Origin of the sequence: Eoetvoesiella caeni (assembly GCF_003315175.1) — a bacterium.
GTDB classification, from domain to species: Bacteria; Pseudomonadota; Gammaproteobacteria; order Burkholderiales; family Burkholderiaceae_B; genus Eoetvoesia; species Eoetvoesia caeni.
Genome location: NZ_QNRQ01000001.1, coordinates 210,543 through 229,482 on the forward strand (window position 1 = coordinate 210,543; position 18,940 = coordinate 229,482).

Here is an 18,940-nt window from a genome sequence, read left to right on the forward strand (position 1 = left end):
CGCAGGCAAGCTCATGGCGTTTTCCAGTCTTCGCGGGGCTTCGTCAGGGCTACTAGCCGCACTCAAGAAAAGACCGCGCTTGCGCCGGCGCCAGGCAGGCGCAAGCGCGGTATCCAAGCCTGCCGCTGAAAACGTACCGAACACCATTGCGTCACTGGCCCCGCTGACCAAAATCATCAGCCAGTACCTCGACCCCAAAGACGTCGAGCGTGTCAAAGAAGCCTACCGGTTCGCCGACCAGGCCCACCTTGGGCAGTTCCGGGCCAGCGGCGAACCCTATATTTCACACCCCATTGCCGTCACCGAAGTGTGTGCCGGCTGGAAACTCGACGCCGACTCGCTCATGGCCGCGCTATTGCACGACGTCATGGAAGACCAGAGTATCCCAAAGCAAGACCTGGCGGAAAAATTCGGCGCCGATGTAGCGGAAATCGTCGACGGCCTGTCAAAGCTGGACCGGCTTGAATTCGCCACCAAGGCCGAACAGCAAGCCGAAAGTTTTCGCAAAATGCTGCTGGCCATGGCCCGCGATGTACGCGTCATACTGATCAAGCTGGCCGACCGCTTGCACAATATGCGCACGCTGGACGCCGTCAATCCGGAAAAGCGCCGCCGCATCGCCCGCGAAACCCTCGACATCTACTCGCCCATTGCCCACCGCCTTGGGCTTAATGCGCTGTTTCGCGAACTGCAGGACCTGTGTTTCAAGGCCACCTACCCCAACCGCTATCGCGTGCTGCATAAAGCCGTGATGGCGGCGCGCGGCAACCGGCGCGAGGTTCTCAGCAAGATCACCGAAGCGGCCAAGGCCGCCCTGCCGGCCGCGGGCATCGAAGCCGAAGTAAGCGGCCGCGAAAAATCTTTGTACAGCATTTATACGAAGATGACCGAGCAGAAAAAGTCGTTTTCCGATGTACTGGACATCTACGGCTTTCGGATCATCGTCCATACCTTGCCCGAATGCTATCTGGCCCTGGGCACCATGCACCAGCTATACCGCCCCGTTCCGGGCAAGTTCAAAGACTATATCGCCATCCCGAAACTGAACGGCTACCAGTCTTTGCACACTACCTTGGTGGGGCCGTATGGCACGCCGGTCGAATTCCAGTTCCGCACGCGCGAAATGGATCATGTCGCCGAAGAAGGCGTGGCCTCGCACTGGCTCTACAAAGAAGAAGACGTCACCCTCAATAACTTGCAAAAGCGCACGCACCAGTGGCTGCAGTCCTTGCTCGACATACAAAGCCAGACCGGCGACTCGGGCGAATTCCTCGAGCACGTCAAGGTCGACCTCTTTCCCGACGCCGTCTATGTTTTTACCCCGCAAGGAAAAATCATCTCGCTGCCGCGCGGCGCTACGCCGGTCGACTTTGCCTACACCATACACACCGACATCGGCAACCAGGCCATCGCCTCGAAGATCAACGGCGAATTCTCGCCTTTGCGCACAGAGCTGCGCAGCGGCGATGCTGTCGAAATCATTACTTCGCCCGCATCGCGCCCCAGCGCGCAGTGGCTCAATTATGTGCGCACCGGCCGCGCACGCTCGGAAATCCGCCACTATCTGCGCACCGTCAAGTACGAAGAATCCGTGGCCTTCGGGCAGCGGCTGCTGAACCAGGCTTTCGACAAGCTCAAGCTGCCCCATCCGGTCGATGACGATCCTGAGTGGGAAAAGCTGGCCAAAGGTTCGGGCGCCAGTTCACGCGAAGAAATCCTGGCCGACATCGGGCTGGGCAAGCGCCTGGCCGAGGTGGTTGCGCGGCGCTTCGCCCCTGAAAACGCCATGCTGGCCACGACCGCCGCAGCCGTGGACGAAATCACCTCCACCGCGAATACGGCAATTTTGATTCACGGCAACGAAGGGCAAGCCGTGCAACTGGCGCCATGCTGCGGTCCTCTGCCCGGCGACGCCATCATTGGCGGTATCCGCCTGGGCCACGGACTGGTCGTCCACATGGAAGAGTGCGCGGTAGCGCAGCGCCAGCGTGCGCGCGAACCCGAACGCTGGATTCCTGTCGCCTGGGACACCAACACGGCCCGCCACCTGTCCACGCGCCTGGACGTCACGGTCTTGAACGAACGCGGCGTCCTGGGCCGGATAGCGGCCGAAATCACCGACGCCGACTCCAACATCATTCACCTGACCATGCAGGACGACGCCACCGCCACCGGCGTGCTGCACCTGACCGTCCAGGTAGACAGCCGCAAACACCTGGCACAAGTCATTCGCGCAATACGGCACGTACCGCAGGTACAAAAAATCGTCCGCTTGAAAGGGTAAGAGTAAGTACCCCCACGCTTCACCGCTACGCGGCTCGCTGCCCCCCAAGGGGGCGCTTTTTGCCTTGGGGCGGCCCGGCGGCAAAAAATACCCCCACGCTTCACCGCTTACGCGGCTCGCTGCCCCCCGAGGGGGCGCTTTTTGCCTTGGGGCGGCCCGGCGGCAAAAAAATACCCCCACGCTTCACCACTTACGCGGCTCGCTGCCCCCCGAGGGGGCGCTTTTTGCCTTGGGGCGGCCCGGCGGCAAAAAATACCCCCACGCTTCACCGCTACGCGGTTCGCTGCCCCGGCTTAACCGCCAGCCATTACGGCTGGAATGCGCCGATGAAAATGGCGGGGTCCACTCTTTCGTTGTTCAGGCTGACATTCCAGTGCAGATGCGGACCTGTCGCCCGGCCGGTCGAGCCCACGCGGCCGATAAGCTGGCCGCGCTTCACACTTTGCCCCACCACCACGTCGAACGCCGAAAGATGGCAGTACATGGTGACCAGGCCGTTGCCGTGGTCGATGAAAATCGTCTTGCCGTTGAAAAAATAGTCGTCCACGATCGTGACCACGCCGTCGGCGGGCGCCTTGACACGGGTACCTGCGGGCACGGCAAAATCCAGGCCTGAATGAGGGTTGCGCTCTTCGCCGTTGAAGAATCGCCGCAAGCCGAAAGGGCTGGAAAGCCGCCCGCCTTCAACAGGCCGGTCAAGCACGACATTGCTGGGCAAGACATCACGAAACTGCGCATAGGCCTTGGTCTGAGCAGCGAACTCGCGCTCGTAGCGCTTAAGCTGCTCGGGATCCGGATTGACCTGGCTTTTGTTTTTCAGGGTAATGCGCTGCTCGCGGTATTTCTTCGTACCCACCGTGAATGCCAGATTGCGGCTGCCCCGCTCTGTTGATACTTTTAGCGTTTGCGAACCCGGCAAGGCCTTCAGGCCTATGCCGACCACCGCTATCCATTGCTGGTCGCTGTCGCGCATAACCAGCACCGGATGTTTGTTGTAGCTTACCTGCGGAGCCTGGCCGTCCTGCCCCAGCGCAACGACGGCAACGCCGCCAGGCACCGGATAATTCAGCACCCGGCTGACATAACCTTCAGCATGTGCGCCGGCAGCCACCAGCATGGCCCCCACAACAGCAAACAGCACGCAAAACATACGGGACATAAGAGCTCCTTATAATCGACCTGGGCGCCGCAGCAAGGGCCAGCGCATATTGCAGGCGGCGACGCCCACAAGCGCCAGCACAAATCCGGCCAGTTGTACCGCGTCCAGACGGTCGCCAAACATGAAATAAGCCTCAATGGCAGCCAGCGGCGGCGCCAGGAATATCAGCGACGATGCTGTCGCGGCCTGTCCCCGGCGGATAATCCACACCAGCAGCAAAGTGCCTATGCAGGTCAGGACAATCGCCGCCCACAACAACGAAGCCCAAAGCTCGGGCGACCAGATCCAGCGGTCTTCGCCGCGTATCCACACGAACAGCCCGGTAAAAAGCATGGTGCCGATATTCTGCAGCACGGCCGAGGCGCGAATGTCCGCCGCCGCAATCGACGTCTTTTGCAGCAAAGTGCCGAACGTGATCGACAATACCGCCAGCAGGCCCGTAAGCAAGGCTGTCGTGGTGTAGGTAATGCCGCTGCTGGCGTCCATTGCAGGCTGGATGACAAAAAAGACGCCGACCAGCCCCATGACCAGCCCGAACCATATTCGCCCAGTGGGAATTTCCTTCAGTATGGGTATGGCCAACACGGCAGTCAATATGGGCTGCAAAGAACCCATCAACGCCATGACGGCGGGCGGGAGACCGTCGGCGATGGCCCAGTACGTGGCGGACAAATAGATGCCTTGCAGCAGGATGCCGGCCAGCACATGCTTGGGCACTTCGCTCCAGGCCGGCCACTTTACCTTGGCATGCCATGCCACCAAGCCGAAGATAACGGCCGAAATGCAAACGCGCACGAACAAAAACAGGGTTGGATCGGCGTAGGGCACGATGGCCTTGCCTACTATAAAGCCGCTGGACCAGGTAAATACGAACAGGCCTGACAGCACCAACACCATCATGCTGTTTGCCCCGGCGCCAACAGGCGTCCGCCCTGAAGCTGCAACTGGCGCTGGCACCGGTCAGCCAGCGCCTGGTCGTGCGTCACCATGATGAGGGTGGTTTGTTTTTCGAGCAGCAAAGAAAACATAAGGTCGATGACCAGGGCGCCATTATGCGCGTCCAGGCTGCCCGTGGGTTCGTCCACGAACAGCAGGCGCGGCTGCACCACGAACGCGCGGGCCAGCGACACACGCTGCTGCTCGCCGCCCGACAAAGTCTTGGGATAATGATGCAGACGCTCTTGCAAGCCTACGCGGTTTAAAGCCGCGCGGGCAGCCTGCGCCGCCGGCTTGCCCGCCAATTCCAGGGGCAGCATGACGTTTTCCAGAGCCGTCAAATTGGGCAGCAACTGGAAGGACTGGAACACAAAACCGACATGCTTGGCACGGAAAGCGGCCCTGGCCTCTTCGTCCAGTGCGAACATGTCCTGCCCCAACAGGACAACGTCGCCCGACGTCGGAAGATCCAGGCCCGCCATCAGCCCAAGAAGCGTCGATTTGCCCGACCCCGAACTGCCCGTGATGGCCACGGCCTCGCCGCTGGACACCGAAAAGCTGACATCATCCAGAATATCCAGCACACCGGACGAATCGGCGACTTGCCGGCAAAGGTTCTTTACTTCGATAGAATAAACTGGGCTCATGCGTTGGGGCTTCTTTACGTTAGGGCTTTTTTACTAGGTGGATATGACTCATGACTGATCGTCGGCGTTTTCTTATTGGTGCAGCCGTCTTGTGCGGCCTGCCTGCATCCTACGCACAGGAAGCGGCGCAGGCAAACCGAAATATACTGGTTGTCGGCGACAGCCTGTCGGCCGAATACGGCTTGAGACGCGGGTCGGGCTGGGTGTCTATTATTGCCGACAAATTGAAAACAGAAAAATACGGCGTCGGCACAGCCAACGCCAGCATCAGCGGCGACACGACCAGCGGCGGCCTGAGCCGTTTTCCTGCGGCCCTGTCCCGTCATCAGCCCGGCATCGTGATTATTGAACTTGGCAGCAACGACGCCCTTCGCGGGCTATCTTTGCAAATGACCCAGGACAATCTTTCAACCATGATCTCTCTGGCCCAGAAGGCAGGCGCAAAAGTATTGCTGGTGGGCATGCAGATTCCGCCCAACTACGGCCGAAACTACACCGAAAAATTCCGCCAGCTGTTCATCGATGTAGCCGCCCAGCGCAATACGGCTCTCGTACCCTTTCTACTTGAAGGAATGGCCGACAAACGAGAGCTGTTCCAGGCCGACGGCATACATCCCAACGAAGACGCTCAGCCCATACTGGCCCGGAATGTCTGGGTGCAACTAAAGACGCTGCTGGACCCCGCCGCAAAAAAAGCCCGTTAAGGGCTTTTTTGCACGCTTGGGCGTTGTACCGCAGCCGGGCTTGGTGGTAGCTGAATACCGCCGCGCCCATGCCGCGAAACACTGAAAATCAGCCTTGCTCCTTGTTTTCGCCCGCCAGGGCCTTTTCGGCCTCCGGCAGCATTTTCACGCCGATTGCCGCTTTCATGGCCTTGAGTACGGCTTGTTCTTCAGCCTGTCCCCAGGCCTGGGCCAGCTGCGTCGACAACGATGCCTTCATGGATGCATCGGGCTTGCCCGCCGCGGCGTGTTCGACTTGCACGACGACATAGCCGCCAGGTCCTTTCAGGCCGGCATAGGCGGGCAGCTTGGCGGTTTGCACGCCGAACGCAGTATCCAGCACCTCTTTGTTCAGTCCCTGCGCGTTGACGCGGCTGACCGTCAATGCCGAACCGAAGCCGTCAAGCGATGCACTGGCGCCGCTATTGAGCGAAGCCAGCAAGGCTTCGCCTGCCTTCTCGGCGGCCGAGGCCGCGCGCTCGTTGACCAGTTGTTCGCGGATCGAAGCGCTGGCCTTGTCCAGCGGCTGCACATGCTTGGGCGTAACCTTTGCAACCCGCACGACGACCATGGTCGAGGGCGAGATCTCGATCACGCCGGAATTGTTCTTGTCGGTAAACACCTGTGGTGAAAACAGAGCCCGGCGCACGCGCATGTCTTCCAGCACCGTGGCGTCGGGACTGGCCGAGGCAGCGGTCCCGCCATCGACTTCGGCAGCCGGCAGAAGGCGGTCGTGGGCTATGCCATTGGCTTGCTTGACAGCCAGGCCCAGCGCATCGGCGGCCGGCTTGAGGCTGCCAGCATTGTCGTAAACCAGGCTGGTCAACTTGGAGGCCATGTCGGCAAACCGGTCGGCACCGAGCTGGCGCCGGATCTCGCTCTGGACTTTCGACTTGGCCTGTTCGAAGGTTTCACCCTGTTCGGGCTGAACGTCGTCAGCCATGAAAATATGCAAGCCTCCGGGGCCTTCGAGCACGCCGCTGACATCGCCTTTTTTCAAAGCGAAAACAGCATTTTCAAGATCGGCCGGCCAGACGCCTTTGGAGATCCAGCCTAGCTTGCCGCCGTCTTTCGCCGTGCCCGCGTCGTCGGACTCGGCACTTGCAATTTCAGCGAACTTGGATTTGTCGGCGGCCACTTTCTTGGCGATTTCTTCGGCGCGCGCCTGGGCCTTGTCGCGCTGCTCGGCGCTGGCGTCGGGCGCCAGGCTGACCTGGATGTGGCTAAGCTGAACGCGGCCCGGAGTTACGTAGCGGCTTTTGTTCTGCTCGTAATACTTGTGCATGTCTTCCGAACTGACTTCGGGTACGCCACGCATGGCGGCGGCCTCGTCCAGCAACAGGTAATCGGCCTCGACATATTCGGGAACCTCGAACCGCTGCGGGTTTTTCTCGTACCAGGCCTTGATGTCGGCGTCGCTGACTTGTATGCCTTTCTTGAAATCGTCGGCAGCGAAGACGCGCAAGCGCACTGTGCGCTGGGCCGTCAGGGCCTGCTCGAGCGATTGGACGACCGGAGCGGGCACGCTGGCGGTCATGGAGACCGGACCCAGCACCCGTTGCAATGCCAGATCGGAACGCTGACCCTGTTCAAAATCGTGGCTGGAGACGCCCATGGAAGCCAGCACCTGGCTATAGCGCTCGGGCGAAAACCGGCCATCGACCTGGAGCTCGGGTATGGACGCGATGGTTTGGCGCAGGACGGCGTCGGATACACTGAAATGCTCTTTCATGGCCGTGGCCACCACCACACGCCGGTCGACCAGCGAGTCAAGCAGCGCTTTGCGGGCGGGAACATTGTCCAGCATGGCGGGATCGAATGAAGCGCCGACGCGGTTCTGCAACTGCTGCAATTGGTTGCGCCTGGCCTGGTCGAACTCTTGCGAGGTAACGGCCGAATCGCCGACCTTGACCAATTCATGATCGCCGGACACGTAATTACTATAGCCACTGACACCGATAAGGGCGAAGGACGGCAAAATAAGTACCAGCAAAACCAGCTGCATCAGGCGCTGATGCTGGCGGATAAAATCGAACATTGATTGGACTCTCTGATTCGCGAAGGTGCTCGAAACGCACCCCGCAACACGTGCCAAAAAAAAGCGAACTGATTCGCCGGGCACCGCAGTTACTGGGTAACGCTTAAAATATGCCGTGAGTTTACCACCTCCCAGGCCCATGCCATGACAGCCATGCAACACCCCTGGCCCTACCCCAGGATCATCGCCCACCGCGGGGGCGGCGCAGCCGCCCCCGAGAATACCTTGGCCGCAATGCGGACCGGGGCCCGGCATGGATTCGGCATGGTCGAATTCGACGTAAAGCTCAGCCATGACGGCGTCCCTATCCTGTTGCACGACGATACCGTCGAACGCACCTCCAACGGACACGGCAAGGCCTGCGAACTGGCATGGCACGAGCTGGCAAGACTGGATTTCGGCCGCTGGTATTCGCCCGATTACGCCGGCGAGCCCATGGCCACGCTGTATTCCGTTGCGGCATTTACCCAGGCCAACCGCATTTTCAGCAATATCGAAATCAAGCCCAGCCCGGGGGCCGAATCCCAGACCGGCATGCAAATAGCCTTGTTCGCCGCGCAATTGTGGGGCAACCCCGCGGCGCCGCCGCTGCTGTCGTCGTTTTCGGAAACAGCATTGCAGGCCGCCATGCAAGCCGCGCCCTATCTGCCGCGCGCCCTGCTTCTGGATGGCAGGATTCCGCAGGACTGGGAAGCGCGCATGCAACGGCATCAATGCATCGCGCTCAATATCGACCATGCCTATGCTACACCCGGGCTCATCCGCGAAGCGCATGCCAAAGGCTATAGAATAGCGGCATGGACTGTAAACGAGCCGGTGCGCGCACGCGAGCTGCTCGACTGGGGCTGCGACGCCATTTTTACCGACGCCATCACGCTCATTACGCCCGACTTTTAATCATCTGCCCATAAAGGCCCCGATTTGTTCAGCTACCGCCACGCCTTCCATGCCGGCAACCATGCCGACGTGCTCAAGCACGCCGCTTTCGTGCATATCCTGGATTACTTCAACCGCAAAGAGACCCCTTACTGGGTCATCGATACGCACGCGGGTGCCGGCATCTACGATTTGACCAGCGACTGGGCCACCAAGAACGGCGAATTCATCGACGGTCTGGACCGCCTGCTTGGCGCCGAAAACATGCCGCCCATGATCGAGCGCTACCTCGAAGAGGTCCAGCATTTCAATCCTGACGGCGTGGCCAATTTCTATCCCGGCTCGCCCTGGCTGGCCTTGCGTGCCCTGCGCGACAGCGACCGCCTGCACCTGTTCGAAATGCATCCCTCGGAAGTCGGCGTGCTGCGCGACAACCTGGCCTCGCAAGGACGTAGCGCGCTCGATCAAACCACTATTCACGACACCGACGGATTCGCCGGGCTGAAGGGCTTGCTGCCGCCCCTGCCCCGCCGCGGCATAGTCATCATCGATCCTTCTTACGAAGACAAGACCGACTACCGCGCAACGCTGCAAACCGTCAAAGACGCCATGACGCGCTTCTCGACCGGCTGCTATATCGTCTGGTACCCGCTGGTGCAGCGGCGCGAAGCGCACGAAATGGTGCGTTCACTGGAAAACATGGACGTGAAGTGGGTGAATGCGTCGATTACCGTGCGCAAGCCGGTCGAAGACGGGTTCGGGCTGCACGGCAGCGGCATGTTCATCATCAATCCGCCCTGGACTTTGCACAAGGCACTGGAAACCGCCATGCCGTGGCTGGCCAAGAAACTAGCCCAGGATGATCGCGGCGGGTTCACGCTGACGCAATCGGCTTCGGCCGACGCCCCCGCGGTAGCCAAGCGCGTGAAAAAAGACAGGCACATCAAACGCGTGGGCAAGCCGGCCGCCAAACGCGATTAAAGTGTCTGGGGCCGGCGCGCCCTGGGCTCCGGCCCAGGCCCGGCGAAAAACTAGATAAAGCGTTCGCCCTCGCGCAGATAGCGCCACTGCCCGGGAGGCAAGTCGCCCAGCACGACGCGCCCCATGCGCACGCGCTTCAAACCCACTACTTTCAAGCCGACCTGCTCGCACATGCGGCGAATCTGGCGCTTTTTTCCTTCCTGCAGAATAAAACGCAGCTGGTCGTCGTTTTGCCAAGTAACGTGCGCGGGCCGCAGCACTTTGCCGTCCAGGCTCAGGCCATGGTTCAGCAGCTTGAGGCCATTGCCCGATATCTTGCCTTCAACGCGCACCAGGTATTCTTTTTCGAGTTCGGAATCGTCATTGATAAGCTGGCGCGCAATACGCCCGTCTTGCGTCAACACCAGCAAGCCTTGCGAGTCGATGTCCAGCCGCCCTGCCGGCGCCAGGCCGCGCAAATGCGCCGGGTCGAACCGCACGGTCGCGCGGTCGGCATGGTACTGGGTGCGTGCACTGATCAATGACGCGGCGGGACGGTAGCCCTGTTCGGCCTGCCCCGACACATACCCCACCGGCTTGTTAAGCAGTATGGTGACGCGCGACGTCTGGCGCCGCTGGGCCATTTTGTCCAGCGTGATTTTCTGGTTGGGGTAGGCTTTGCTGCCCAGTTCCGATACCACCACGCCATCCACACGAACCCAACCGCGCTCGATATAGCCGTCGGCCTCGCGCCGTGAACACAGCCCCTGTTCGGCCATCAATTTTGAGATTCGTATTTTTTCCATAAACCGTATTGTATGCAAATGAGCGATAAGACTCCGGCGCGGCCGATTGGCCGGCGTGCGTCCGGTGGATAGACCGGCCCGCGCCTAGCGCCAGGCTTCGATCTCGACGACTGCGCTGCCTGTATCGGACGACAGCATGGCCATCCCTTCTTCGATGCTGGCATGCAAGGCCATGTTTCTTTGAGCCAGCCCGGCCAGTTCGCGCGCAGCGGCCGGCTGCACCGCATAGACCTTCAGGTTGCGTACGCGCTCCAGGCCCTTGCTTACGCCTTGCCACCACACTTGGCTGGCCGGCCCGCCATAGCAAAACACAACAACTTCTTGCGACTTGCCGCTGGCCTGAAGTATGCGCCTTTCGTCGGGATGGCCCAGCTCCACCCAGGTAAGAATCGACCCCGTCAGGTCTTTGCGCCACAACGCAGGCTCTTCGGTAGTGCTTAGCCCACGGGTGAACACCATATGTTCGTCCGCCAATAGGCTGAATGCCAGGACACGCATCATCATGCGTTCATCGGTCTCGGACGGGTGGCGCGCCAAGGTCAGCGTGTGGCTATCGTAATAAGCCCGCACCATATCCGCAATGTGCAGTTCCAGCTTGAATATTGTTGCTCGCAATGCCATGGAAAGTGCTTATAGCGCGTCGGCGCCGCTTTCGCCGGTGCGAATGCGGATAGCTTGCTCGACCGCGGTGACAAAGATCTTGCCGTCGCCGATCTTGCCGGTATGCGCGGCCTTGACGATGGCGTCGATGGCGCCTTCGACCATCTCGGCAGGCACGACGACCTCGACGCGGATTTTAGGCAGGAAGTCCACGACATACTCGGCGCCGCGATACAGTTCGGTGTGTCCCTTCTGGCGGCCGAATCCCTTGACCTCGGTGACCGTCAGGCCGCTGACGCCGATCTCGGCCAAGGCCTCGCGGACTTCGTCAAGCTTGAACGGTTTAATGATTGCCGCAATAAGTTTCATGATGTGTTCTCTTGTCGATTCAATAATGGCGCCGCGCCTACTCGCGAAAACCGTTGGTAATGGGATAGCGCCAGTCGCGCCCAAACGCACGCGCGGTAATCTTGGGGCCAATGGCGCCCTGGCGGCGCTTGTACTCGTTGATGCGGATCAGGCGCACCACCTGGGCTACCACGTCGCGTTCGAAGCCGGCGGCCTCGATAGCTTTGATGGAGGCGTTTTTTTCGACGTATAGCTCGATAATGGCGTCCAGCACATCGTAAGGAGGCAGGCTGTCCTGGTCGGTCTGGTCGGGACGCAGCTCGGCCGAAGGAGGACGCTCGATAATGCGTTCGGGAATGACGGGCGATTGCCGGTTGCGCCAGCGCGACAATTCGTAGACCAGGGTTTTGGGAACATCCTTGAGCAGCGCAAAACCGCCCACCATGTCGCCATACAGCGTGCAGTAGCCCGTGGCCAGCTCGGACTTGTTGCCGGTGCTTATCACCAGCGACCCAAACTTGTTGGACAAGGCCATCAGCAAAGTGCCCCGCACCCTGGCCTGGATATTTTCTTCGGTAGTGTCCGGTTCAAGGCCCGCGAACTGATGGGACAAGGCCAGCTCGAAAGCGCTCGCCAAGCCTGCAATGCCAATCTCGTCGTAACGCACGTTCAGGCCATCGGCCATGCGGCGCGCATCGATCTGGGAAATGTCGGCGGTATAGCGCGAAGGCATCATGACGCAACGCACGTTCTGCGCGCCGATGGCGTCCACCGCCACCGCCAGCACCAGCGCCGAATCTATGCCCCCCGAAAGCCCCAGAACGACGCTGGAAAAACCTGATTTGCCCAGATAGTCGCGCAGCGCCAGGGTCAGCGCCTGATAAACCTGGGCGTGCATGTCGGGCCAGGCCGGTGAATTCACGGGATACAAAGGCTCTGGCCGCCCCTGGTCATCGAATCCGACAATGCCCAGTGCTTCTTCAAACACGGGCAAGCGCTGCACCACCACACCCTGGGCATCCAGCACAAACGAGGCGCCGTCGAATACCAATTCGTCCTGGCCACCCACTTTGTTCAGATACACCGTCGGCAAGCCATGCACGTTGCGCCCCACCTGTCCCAGGCGCTCGGCCTGCTTGGCCACCGAGTACGGCGATGCATTCAGCACGAGCAGCACTTGCGCGCCGTTTTCGGCGGCCAGCGCCGGGCTGGCGGCGAACCATGCGTCTTCGCAGATGTTCAGGCCGAATTTAACTCCATTGACGGCAAACACGACCGGTTCGCCGCCAGCCGCGAAATAGCGTTTTTCGTCGAAGACGCCATAGTCGGGCAGTTCGTGTTTGAGGTATCGCGCAATAACGCGCCCGCCCGACAGCACCGCCGCCGCGTTGTACAGCGCGCCGTCCTGCTCGTGCACGTAGCCCACCACGACATGCAGGCCGCGATGGCGCGCCAAATCGCGGCAAAGCTGCTCCAGCACCTGCAGCTGCCGGCTAATGAACTCGGGACGCAGCAATAGGTCTTCGGCCGGATAGCCCGTAAGCGTCAGCTCTGGGGTCAGCAGAATGTCTACGTGATTGTTCTCGGCCCAGCGCGCCGTCTCCGCAACTTTGGCGGCGTTTGCGCGCAAATCGCCCACCGTCATATTGATCTGTGCAAGCCCAACCTTGACCGCTGTCATTTAACAAGGCCTTTATTTATAAATAATCAAGTGCAAAATTATCGCACGGCAGCCGGAAAATCGCCCCAGGCCTTTGTAAAGTCGGCCCCGGCCGGCGCTTGATATAGCCGCAGCGACAGTTCGGGCAAAATGGCCAGCAAATGATCGAAAATATCCCCCTGGATGCGCTCGTACTCGACCCAGGCTGTATTGGCCGAGAAACAATACAGTTCGATAGGCACGCCTTGCGAGTCCGGCTCGAGCATGCGCACCAGCAAAAGCTGGTCCTGGCGGATTTCGCGATTCTGCTTCACATAAGCGGTGGCGTAAGCCCGAAATGTTCCAATATTGGTCAAGCGGCGCCGATTCGCCGCCACGCTGGCCGCCTCGCCCAACGCCTTGTTGCTTTCCTGCAGTTCGTTTTCCTTGCCTGCCAGGTAGTCGCGCAACAGGCTGAACCTGGACAAATCCCGTACTTCGTCTTCATTCAGAAATCGCACCGATGAAGCATCGATGCGCAGGGTGCGCTTGATCCGCCGCCCACCGAACTCGAACATATGCCGCCAGTTCCGGTAGCTTTCCGAGAACAGCTTGTAAGTGGGGATGGTGGTAACTGTTTTGTCCCAGTTCTGGACCTTGACTGTGTGCAGCGCCATGTCGATGACAAAGCCGTCGGCATTGGCCTGGGGCATTTCGATCCAGTCGCCGATACGCAGCATGTCGTTGGATGACATCTGCGTGCTGGCCACCATCGACAGCAAAGTGTCCTTGAATACCAGCAGCAACACTGCCGACAAGGCACCCAACCCGGAAAGCATCAAGATCGGGGAACGATCGATCAGCGTGGAAAAAACCAGGACGGCGCATACGCCCCACAGCACGATCTTGGCCAGCTCCAGATAACCCTTGATGGAGCGGACCCGGCCCCGGGCCGTGGAAGAATAAACCCTTTGCCAAGCCTTGAGCACACCGGTCAGCCCGGCGAATGCCAGTACCAGGGAAATCGAAATCAGCAGCCGCAGCAAGACATCGATGTATTTTTCGGCGATGGGCAACAAGCCGATATTGGCGATGATGACCAGCAGCGGCGCTACATAGCTGATATGGCGAAACACCCGGTATTGCGTCAGTGCCTGGGCCCAGTCGCCATGGCCGGTGGCTGTCATGGTGCGCCGGGCGACAGTGACAAATACGCGGCTAACCAGCCAGCCGCTGACCAGCACCAGCAAGGCCAGGACCACCAGGCCAAGCAGAATCTGCGCCCACAGAGCGTCGGGCACGTTCTGGCCAAGCCAGCTATGCTCCAGCCAATCCATCAATAAATTCGAACCTTCCATCCAGTCATCCTTGCCTTCATTCAACCATGGCGCAGTTGCGGCCGCCCGGCAATACAAAGCCTCGTTGTCACGCTTACTCCGCGCAGCCGATGCCGTTTTACTCGCCAAGCGTAACCTTAGCGCATTAAGCCGCCGGACGCCTGCGCGCAAAGCCGAAAAGCCTGCCTTGGCCTTGTTGCCGCGATCCGGACAGCGTCCTTTATAATTGCGCCACTATGTCAAAAAACACCTCATCCCAGCAAGACCAGTTCGCCAACAAGGCCCAGGCATGGTCGGCACGCTTCTCCGAACCCGTCTCGGACCTCGTCAAACGCTATACGGCATCGGTCGGCTTCGACCAGCGCATGGCCAATTTCGACATCCAGGGTTCGCTGGCCCACGCCGACATGCTGGCCTCCATCGGCATCATCAGCAGCGACGACAAGGCAGCCATCGAGCACGGCATGGCGCAAATCCTCGAAGAAATCGCCAGCGGGCAATTTACCTGGCTGCTCGACCTGGAAGACGTGCACCTGAATATCGAAAAACGGCTTGTAGAACTGGTTGGCGACGCCGGTAAACGCTTGCATACGGGCCGCTCGCGCAACGACCAGGTTGCCACCGATATCCGCTTGTGGCTGCGCAACGAAATAGACATCGCCACCGACCTGCTGCGCCAATTGCGCCGCGAACTGGCCAAGCTGGCACTGCAGCACAACGCCACCATACTACCGGGCTTCACACACTTGCAGGTGGCCCAGCCCGTGACTTTCGGCCACCATCTTCTGGCCTACGCCGAAATGTTCGGCCGCGACGCCGAGCGCCTGGCCGACTGCCGCAAGCGTGTGAATCGCCTGCCCCTGGGCGCGGCAGCCTTGGCGGGCACGTCATACCCTATCGACCGCGAACGCGTGGCCAAAACGCTGGGCTTCGATGAAGTCTGCCGCAACTCGCTCGACGCGGTCTCGGACCGCGACTTCGCCATCGAGTTCTGCGCCGCTGCAGCGCTCATAATGACTCACATCTCGCGCCTTTCCGAAGAGCTGGTGCTATGGATGAGCCCGCGCGTCGGTTTCATCGACCTGGCAGACCGCTTCTGCACCGGCAGCTCGATCATGCCGCAAAAGAAAAACCCCGACGTTCCCGAACTTGCACGCGGCAAGACCGGCCGTGTCAACGGCCACCTCATTGCCCTGCTTACCTTGATGAAAGGCCAGCCCCTGGCCTACAACAAAGACAACCAGGAAGATAAAGAGGGCTTGTTCGACTCGGCCGACACAATACGCGACACCCTGACAATTTTCGTCGACATGATCTCGGGCATCAAGGTCAAGGCCGACGCCATGCGCGCGGCCGCCTTGCAAGGCTTTGCCACGGCCACCGACCTGGCCGACTATCTGGTCAAAAAAGGCGTGCCCTTTCGCGACGCGCATGAAACCGTGGCCCACGCGGTGCGCCATTGCGAAGAAAAGGGCTGCGACCTGGCCGACCTTAGCCTGGCCGAACTGCAAGCCTTCCATCCATCCATCGGGCAGGACATCTTCGCCGTGCTTACCCTGGAAGGCTCGGTCGCCGCGCGCAAGCACATAGGCGGCACCGCGCCCGAGCGCGTCAAGCTGGAAGCCCAACGCGTGCTGGATCAGACCGCCGGCTAACGCTGAGGCACTAGCTTGGCAAAAAAACCGGCCCAAAGGCCGGTTTTTTCAATCCTGCGCCCGCTACTGCGCGACTTTCTTGTCTTGCAAATCTTTACGCACTTGTTCAAGCGCTACCGAAAACTCTTTGTTGATTTGTTCGTTCCGGGGTATGGCCACGCGCCAGGCTGCATTGACGGGCTCAACCGCTTGATGCCATAAGGCGATTTCCTGTGCACTCGGATTGATAATAGTATTGCGTTTAGACTTGGCTATGCGTTTGCGCACATCCTCGTCCTGGGTATCGAAAGCCTGGCCCAGCTTGTACGCCAACTTCTCGCCGCTGACCTTATCCAGTGCAGCCCGTGCCTGCTCAGGCAAGGAGTCGTAGCGGTCCTGGCGCATGACGATGCCCACGGCGACCGCCCCCAAAGGAATGTCGACATGCTGCGAAGTAACCTCGTCGATCTTGAAGTCGCTGACAAATCCCCAATTATTGAAGGTCATGTCCACCACCCCGCGCGAAAGCGCGTCCCCGATCTGGCCGCCGCCCACCTGAACGGGCGCGCCACCCAGCGACTCGACCAGCTTGGTCGGCAAGCTACCCGAAATACGCACCCGCTTGCCCTTCAGGTCGGACGGAACATGCACCGGTTTCGTGGAATGTATCGTCACCGGCGGTGTAGCGCCCAAAACCAGCATCTTGAGCCCATCAAAGCCGGCAAGCTGGCCCTTGTCGTACATACGCTGCAGCGTGATGCTTGCTTCGGTCGAGCTGGTAATCAAGAATGGCTGGCCGACGACTTCGGCATCGTCGAAACGCCCCGGCGTATAAGGCAATACAACCCAGGCAAAATCAGCGATGCCGTCAGTTACCAGCTTGAGCTGCTGGGCCGGGCTGCGCCCTAGCGTCCCGCCGGCAAAAACGTCGATTTGCAGGGTTCCCTGCGAAGCGGCGCTTGCATCGCGGGCGAAGGGAGTCAAGACATTTGCAGTGATATTGCCCAAGGGAGATTCGAAACTGGACAGCTTCAGCTTGACCGGCTCGGCCGACGCCATGCTTGCAGTACAGGCCAGGGCCGCCGCAGCGAACGCGCTCAGCACTTTACGACGTGTGATTCGGATTGAATTCATGGACACCGCCTGTTAAATGCGAAAACCCGCAAGGGTTCACAAAGATTCAATAACTCGGGAGGCTGGTTTGCAAGTCTCTGCATCCAGGACAAACCGGAGCAAGGCTCAAAGCTTTGCCGGCCCATCGAACTGCAAATGACCATGCTGGCTATCCCATATTCGCGGGAAGGCAATATCGTCAGCCGGATATTCGCCCGCTTCGACTTCGGGCGGGCGGCGCAAAGTCATGGTATGGGGACGAGGATCCCATTGCACGTCGCGGCCTAGATAACGGATGGACAGGCCGACGCGAGTCTGCGTTGTCGAGGCGTTTCCCGCCGCACCATGCACAGTCAAGGGGTGATGGCATAAAACATCGCCGGGCTGCATATCCCAGGACAACACCTTGCCAGCCGACGGAGTTTCCGGCGAGCCGTAATCGGGGCATTCTTCCAGGGCCGGATCAAGAAAACGCGGATCGTAGTCTGGAGTGACGGCACGGAACATCTTGTTCCAGCGATGCGAACCGGCCACGTACTGCACACCGCTGGTTTCAGCGGACACCGGCGTCAAAGCTATCCATATGGAGATCAGGTCATTGCCTGCAAACGGCCAGAAAGGCAAGTCGTTGTGCCAGGGCGTCGGTGCCGCCGTACCGGGTGTTTTGATGAACAATTGATCGTAATAAAACCTGACCTCGTCGCAGCCCATGAGCTTGGCGGCAATCTCGGGCGCGGGCGAGGCATCGCGCAGCAAGCGGAAACGCTCGTCGCTGTCGGACAAATAAACGTTCGAATAGAAACGGCCCTTGCCGGGTTCGAGCTTGGGTTCCCGGACTCTGCCCGCCCCGTTTTCCATGGCTTCGAGGGATGCTTCGCGCAGCATATCGCACCATTCAGGCTTGAACATGCCGCGCAAGCAGATCACCCCGTCGCGCTGAAAATCGTCAATATCCTGCTGCGTGATCGAGTTGGCTGGGTGTAGATGCCGCGTTGTGGATATGCGGTTCGGTGCGGTGGTGTCCTGCATCTCGTCTCCATTTTCATTAATATCAAATAGCGATAATTCAGATTAATTTTCTTTAATATTTGCGTCAACCTAGGGAAAACCCGTCAAATCCTTAGTCAACTCGGATATGCATCTACATAAGCCAGTCTGGCAGTGCCGGGTTTGCGCATCTTATATCCACAAAGTAATCTCAAGGTGTGATAATTTATAAAAAATTTGCTGACTGGCGTGGACTGTCGGAAGCGACGGCAGCGATGCACAACAAACCAAAACATCCAGGGACAATAATGAGCTTATCGACGTTACATCGGCACGCTTTCACATTCTCCGAGCTGCTTGCCGGCTGCGCCATAGCGGGGCTGTTGCTCCTGGCCATGGTAACCACGCTGGATATCCTGCTGCGCTATCTGTTCGCCAGCCCCATACACGGCCTGGCCGACGTCACGGCGCTGGCCGCAGCCGTCCTCCTTGCGGCATGCATGCCTTATGTAGTTGCCAGCCGCGGCAATATCATGATCGACTTCCTGGGACGATTGCTGGGTCGACAGGCGCACCGTGGCCTGAATCTATTGGGGGCCACGATAACAGGCCTGTTTTTTGCCGCCATGGCGTGGCAATGTGCGCGGTTTGCGCTGGACATGAAAGCCAACGGTGAAGTCATGGCCATACTGCGCTGGCCGGTCTGGCCATGGTGGACGGTGGTAGCAGGCTTTATTGCCCTGACAACGCTTATTGCATTTGCCACGCTGACCGACCAAGGTGAGCCCACATGAACGCGCACCGCTCAGTCAAGTTGCGATATAGCGCCGGTCCCTCACGCCCCGTCGCAGGAG

The 18,940-nt window shown here is 59.8% G+C and carries 17 protein-coding genes; 6 read left to right on the top strand and 11 right to left on the bottom strand.

The genetic code is table 11. The features are described 5' to 3' along the window. The first annotated feature begins 13 nt into the window (after positions 1 to 13). A complete protein-coding gene (locus DFR37_RS00980) occupies positions 14 to 2,284 on the top strand; it encodes a RelA/SpoT family protein (protein ID WP_113931382.1) in 2,271 nt (756 codons plus the stop codon). 307 nt (positions 2,285 to 2,591) lie between these two features. Here DFR37_RS00980 and DFR37_RS22935 read toward each other — a convergent pair whose 3' ends face one another. The 3 genes from DFR37_RS22935 to DFR37_RS00990 are packed head-to-tail and all read right to left on the bottom strand — an operon-like array spanning position 2,592 to position 5,026. Then, positions 2,592 to 3,443, bottom strand: a complete 852-nt coding sequence (locus DFR37_RS22935; RefSeq protein ID WP_170139797.1) for a peptidoglycan DD-metalloendopeptidase family protein — start codon at positions 3,441 to 3,443, stop codon at positions 2,592 to 2,594. A gap of 9 nt (positions 3,444 to 3,452) precedes the next feature. Then, entirely contained in the window at positions 3,453 to 4,343 is an 891-nt protein-coding gene (locus tag DFR37_RS22940; protein WP_242341682.1) for a DMT family transporter, read from the bottom strand. After that, positions 4,340 to 5,026, bottom strand: a complete 687-nt coding sequence (locus DFR37_RS00990; RefSeq protein ID WP_113931383.1) for an ABC transporter ATP-binding protein — start codon at positions 5,024 to 5,026, stop codon at positions 4,340 to 4,342. Before DFR37_RS00990 ends, DFR37_RS22940 begins: the two co-directional genes overlap by 4 nt. 50 nt (positions 5,027 to 5,076) lie before the next feature. Between DFR37_RS00990 and DFR37_RS00995 the strand changes: the two genes are divergently transcribed. Further along, the gene (locus tag DFR37_RS00995; protein ID WP_113931384.1) at positions 5,077 to 5,730 is read left to right on the top strand and encodes an arylesterase; all 654 of its coding nucleotides are present in this window, start codon (positions 5,077 to 5,079) and stop codon (positions 5,728 to 5,730) included. Between the two features lie 88 nt (positions 5,731 to 5,818). Here DFR37_RS00995 and DFR37_RS01000 read toward each other — a convergent pair whose 3' ends face one another. Next, positions 5,819 to 7,786, bottom strand: a complete 1,968-nt coding sequence (locus tag DFR37_RS01000; protein ID WP_113931385.1) for a SurA N-terminal domain-containing protein — start codon at positions 7,784 to 7,786, stop codon at positions 5,819 to 5,821. Positions 7,787 to 7,930: 144 nt separating this feature from the next. On the opposite strand from DFR37_RS01000, the gene ugpQ reads away from it, so the two are divergent. Next, positions 7,931 to 8,683, top strand: a complete 753-nt coding sequence (ugpQ, locus tag DFR37_RS01005) for a glycerophosphodiester phosphodiesterase (protein ID WP_113931386.1) — start codon at positions 7,931 to 7,933, stop codon at positions 8,681 to 8,683. Positions 8,684 to 8,707: 24 nt separating this feature from the next. Next, positions 8,708 to 9,643 (top strand): 23S rRNA (adenine(2030)-N(6))-methyltransferase RlmJ, encoded by a 936-nt coding sequence (locus DFR37_RS01010; protein WP_113931387.1) that lies wholly within the window; start codon positions 8,708 to 8,710, stop codon positions 9,641 to 9,643. Positions 9,644 to 9,693: 50 nt separating this feature from the next. On the opposite strand, the gene DFR37_RS01015 is transcribed toward DFR37_RS01010, so the two are convergent. The 5 genes from DFR37_RS01015 to DFR37_RS01035 form a co-directional block, all read right to left on the bottom strand. Continuing rightward, a complete protein-coding gene (locus DFR37_RS01015) occupies positions 9,694 to 10,428 on the bottom strand; it encodes a pseudouridine synthase (protein WP_113931388.1) in 735 nt (244 codons plus the stop codon). An 84-nt stretch (positions 10,429 to 10,512) separates the two neighbouring features. After that, positions 10,513 to 11,049 (bottom strand): YaeQ family protein, encoded by a 537-nt coding sequence (locus DFR37_RS01020; protein ID WP_113931389.1) that lies wholly within the window; start codon positions 11,047 to 11,049, stop codon positions 10,513 to 10,515. Between the two features lie 9 nt (positions 11,050 to 11,058). After that, positions 11,059 to 11,397 (bottom strand): P-II family nitrogen regulator, encoded by a 339-nt coding sequence (locus DFR37_RS01025; protein ID WP_113931390.1) that lies wholly within the window; start codon positions 11,395 to 11,397, stop codon positions 11,059 to 11,061. A gap of 37 nt (positions 11,398 to 11,434) precedes the next feature. Then, positions 11,435 to 13,057 (bottom strand): NAD+ synthase, encoded by a 1,623-nt coding sequence (locus tag DFR37_RS01030; protein ID WP_113931391.1) that lies wholly within the window; start codon positions 13,055 to 13,057, stop codon positions 11,435 to 11,437. Positions 13,058 to 13,095: 38 nt separating this feature from the next. Beyond that, on the bottom strand, positions 13,096 to 14,373 hold the full coding sequence (locus DFR37_RS01035) for a mechanosensitive ion channel family protein (protein ID WP_379881309.1): 1,278 nt from the start codon (positions 14,371 to 14,373) through the stop codon (positions 13,096 to 13,098). A 215-nt stretch (positions 14,374 to 14,588) separates the two neighbouring features. Here DFR37_RS01035 and argH point away from each other — a divergent pair, with 215 nt between their 5' ends. After that, positions 14,589 to 16,007 carry an argininosuccinate lyase gene (argH, locus tag DFR37_RS01040; protein ID WP_113931392.1) on the top strand — a complete coding sequence of 473 codons (1,419 nt, stop codon included), beginning with the start codon at positions 14,589 to 14,591 and terminating at the stop codon, positions 16,005 to 16,007. Positions 16,008 to 16,070: 63 nt separating this feature from the next. On the opposite strand, the gene DFR37_RS01045 is transcribed toward argH, so the two are convergent. Next, positions 16,071 to 17,120 carry a TRAP transporter substrate-binding protein gene (locus DFR37_RS01045; protein WP_113931393.1) on the bottom strand — a complete coding sequence of 350 codons (1,050 nt, stop codon included), beginning with the start codon at positions 17,118 to 17,120 and terminating at the stop codon, positions 16,071 to 16,073. Positions 17,121 to 17,225: 105 nt separating this feature from the next. Then, a complete protein-coding gene (locus DFR37_RS01050; RefSeq protein WP_113931394.1) occupies positions 17,226 to 18,128 on the bottom strand; it encodes a phytanoyl-CoA dioxygenase family protein in 903 nt (300 codons plus the stop codon). 266 nt (positions 18,129 to 18,394) lie between these two features. Here DFR37_RS01050 and DFR37_RS01055 point away from each other — a divergent pair, with 266 nt between their 5' ends. Further along, positions 18,395 to 18,880 (top strand): TRAP transporter small permease, encoded by a 486-nt coding sequence (locus DFR37_RS01055; RefSeq protein WP_170139798.1) that lies wholly within the window; start codon positions 18,395 to 18,397, stop codon positions 18,878 to 18,880. Positions 18,881 to 18,940: the final 60 nt, after the last annotated feature.

Coding starts and splice junctions, on each gene's coding strand:
- DFR37_RS00990 (WP_113931383.1), bottom strand. CDS start 5,026: ATGAGCCCAGTTTATTCTATCGAAGTAAAGAACCTTTGCCGGCAAGTC.
- DFR37_RS00995 (WP_113931384.1), top strand. CDS start 5,077: ATGACTGATCGTCGGCGTTTTCTTATTGGTGCAGCCGTCTTGTGCGGC.
- DFR37_RS01025 (WP_113931390.1), bottom strand. CDS start 11,397: ATGAAACTTATTGCGGCAATCATTAAACCGTTCAAGCTTGACGAAGTC.
- DFR37_RS01055 (WP_170139798.1), top strand. CDS start 18,395: ATGAGCTTATCGACGTTACATCGGCACGCTTTCACATTCTCCGAGCTG.
- DFR37_RS22940 (WP_242341682.1), bottom strand. CDS start 4,343: ATGATGGTGTTGGTGCTGTCAGGCCTGTTCGTATTTACCTGGTCCAGC.
- DFR37_RS01015 (WP_113931388.1), bottom strand. CDS start 10,428: ATGGAAAAAATACGAATCTCAAAATTGATGGCCGAACAGGGGCTGTGT.
- DFR37_RS00980 (WP_113931382.1), top strand. CDS start 14: ATGGCGTTTTCCAGTCTTCGCGGGGCTTCGTCAGGGCTACTAGCCGCA.
- DFR37_RS01050 (WP_113931394.1), bottom strand. CDS start 18,128: ATGCAGGACACCACCGCACCGAACCGCATATCCACAACGCGGCATCTA.
- DFR37_RS01030 (WP_113931391.1), bottom strand. CDS start 13,057: ATGACAGCGGTCAAGGTTGGGCTTGCACAGATCAATATGACGGTGGGC.
- DFR37_RS22935 (WP_170139797.1), bottom strand. CDS start 3,443: ATGTCCCGTATGTTTTGCGTGCTGTTTGCTGTTGTGGGGGCCATGCTG.
- DFR37_RS01020 (WP_113931389.1), bottom strand. CDS start 11,049: ATGGCATTGCGAGCAACAATATTCAAGCTGGAACTGCACATTGCGGAT.
- DFR37_RS01000 (WP_113931385.1), bottom strand. CDS start 7,786: ATGTTCGATTTTATCCGCCAGCATCAGCGCCTGATGCAGCTGGTTTTG.
- DFR37_RS01035 (WP_379881309.1), bottom strand. CDS start 14,373: ATGGAAGGTTCGAATTTATTGATGGATTGGCTGGAGCATAGCTGGCTT.
- DFR37_RS01045 (WP_113931393.1), bottom strand. CDS start 17,120: ATGAATTCAATCCGAATCACACGTCGTAAAGTGCTGAGCGCGTTCGCT.
- ugpQ (WP_113931386.1), top strand. CDS start 7,931: ATGACAGCCATGCAACACCCCTGGCCCTACCCCAGGATCATCGCCCAC.
- argH (WP_113931392.1), top strand. CDS start 14,589: ATGTCAAAAAACACCTCATCCCAGCAAGACCAGTTCGCCAACAAGGCC.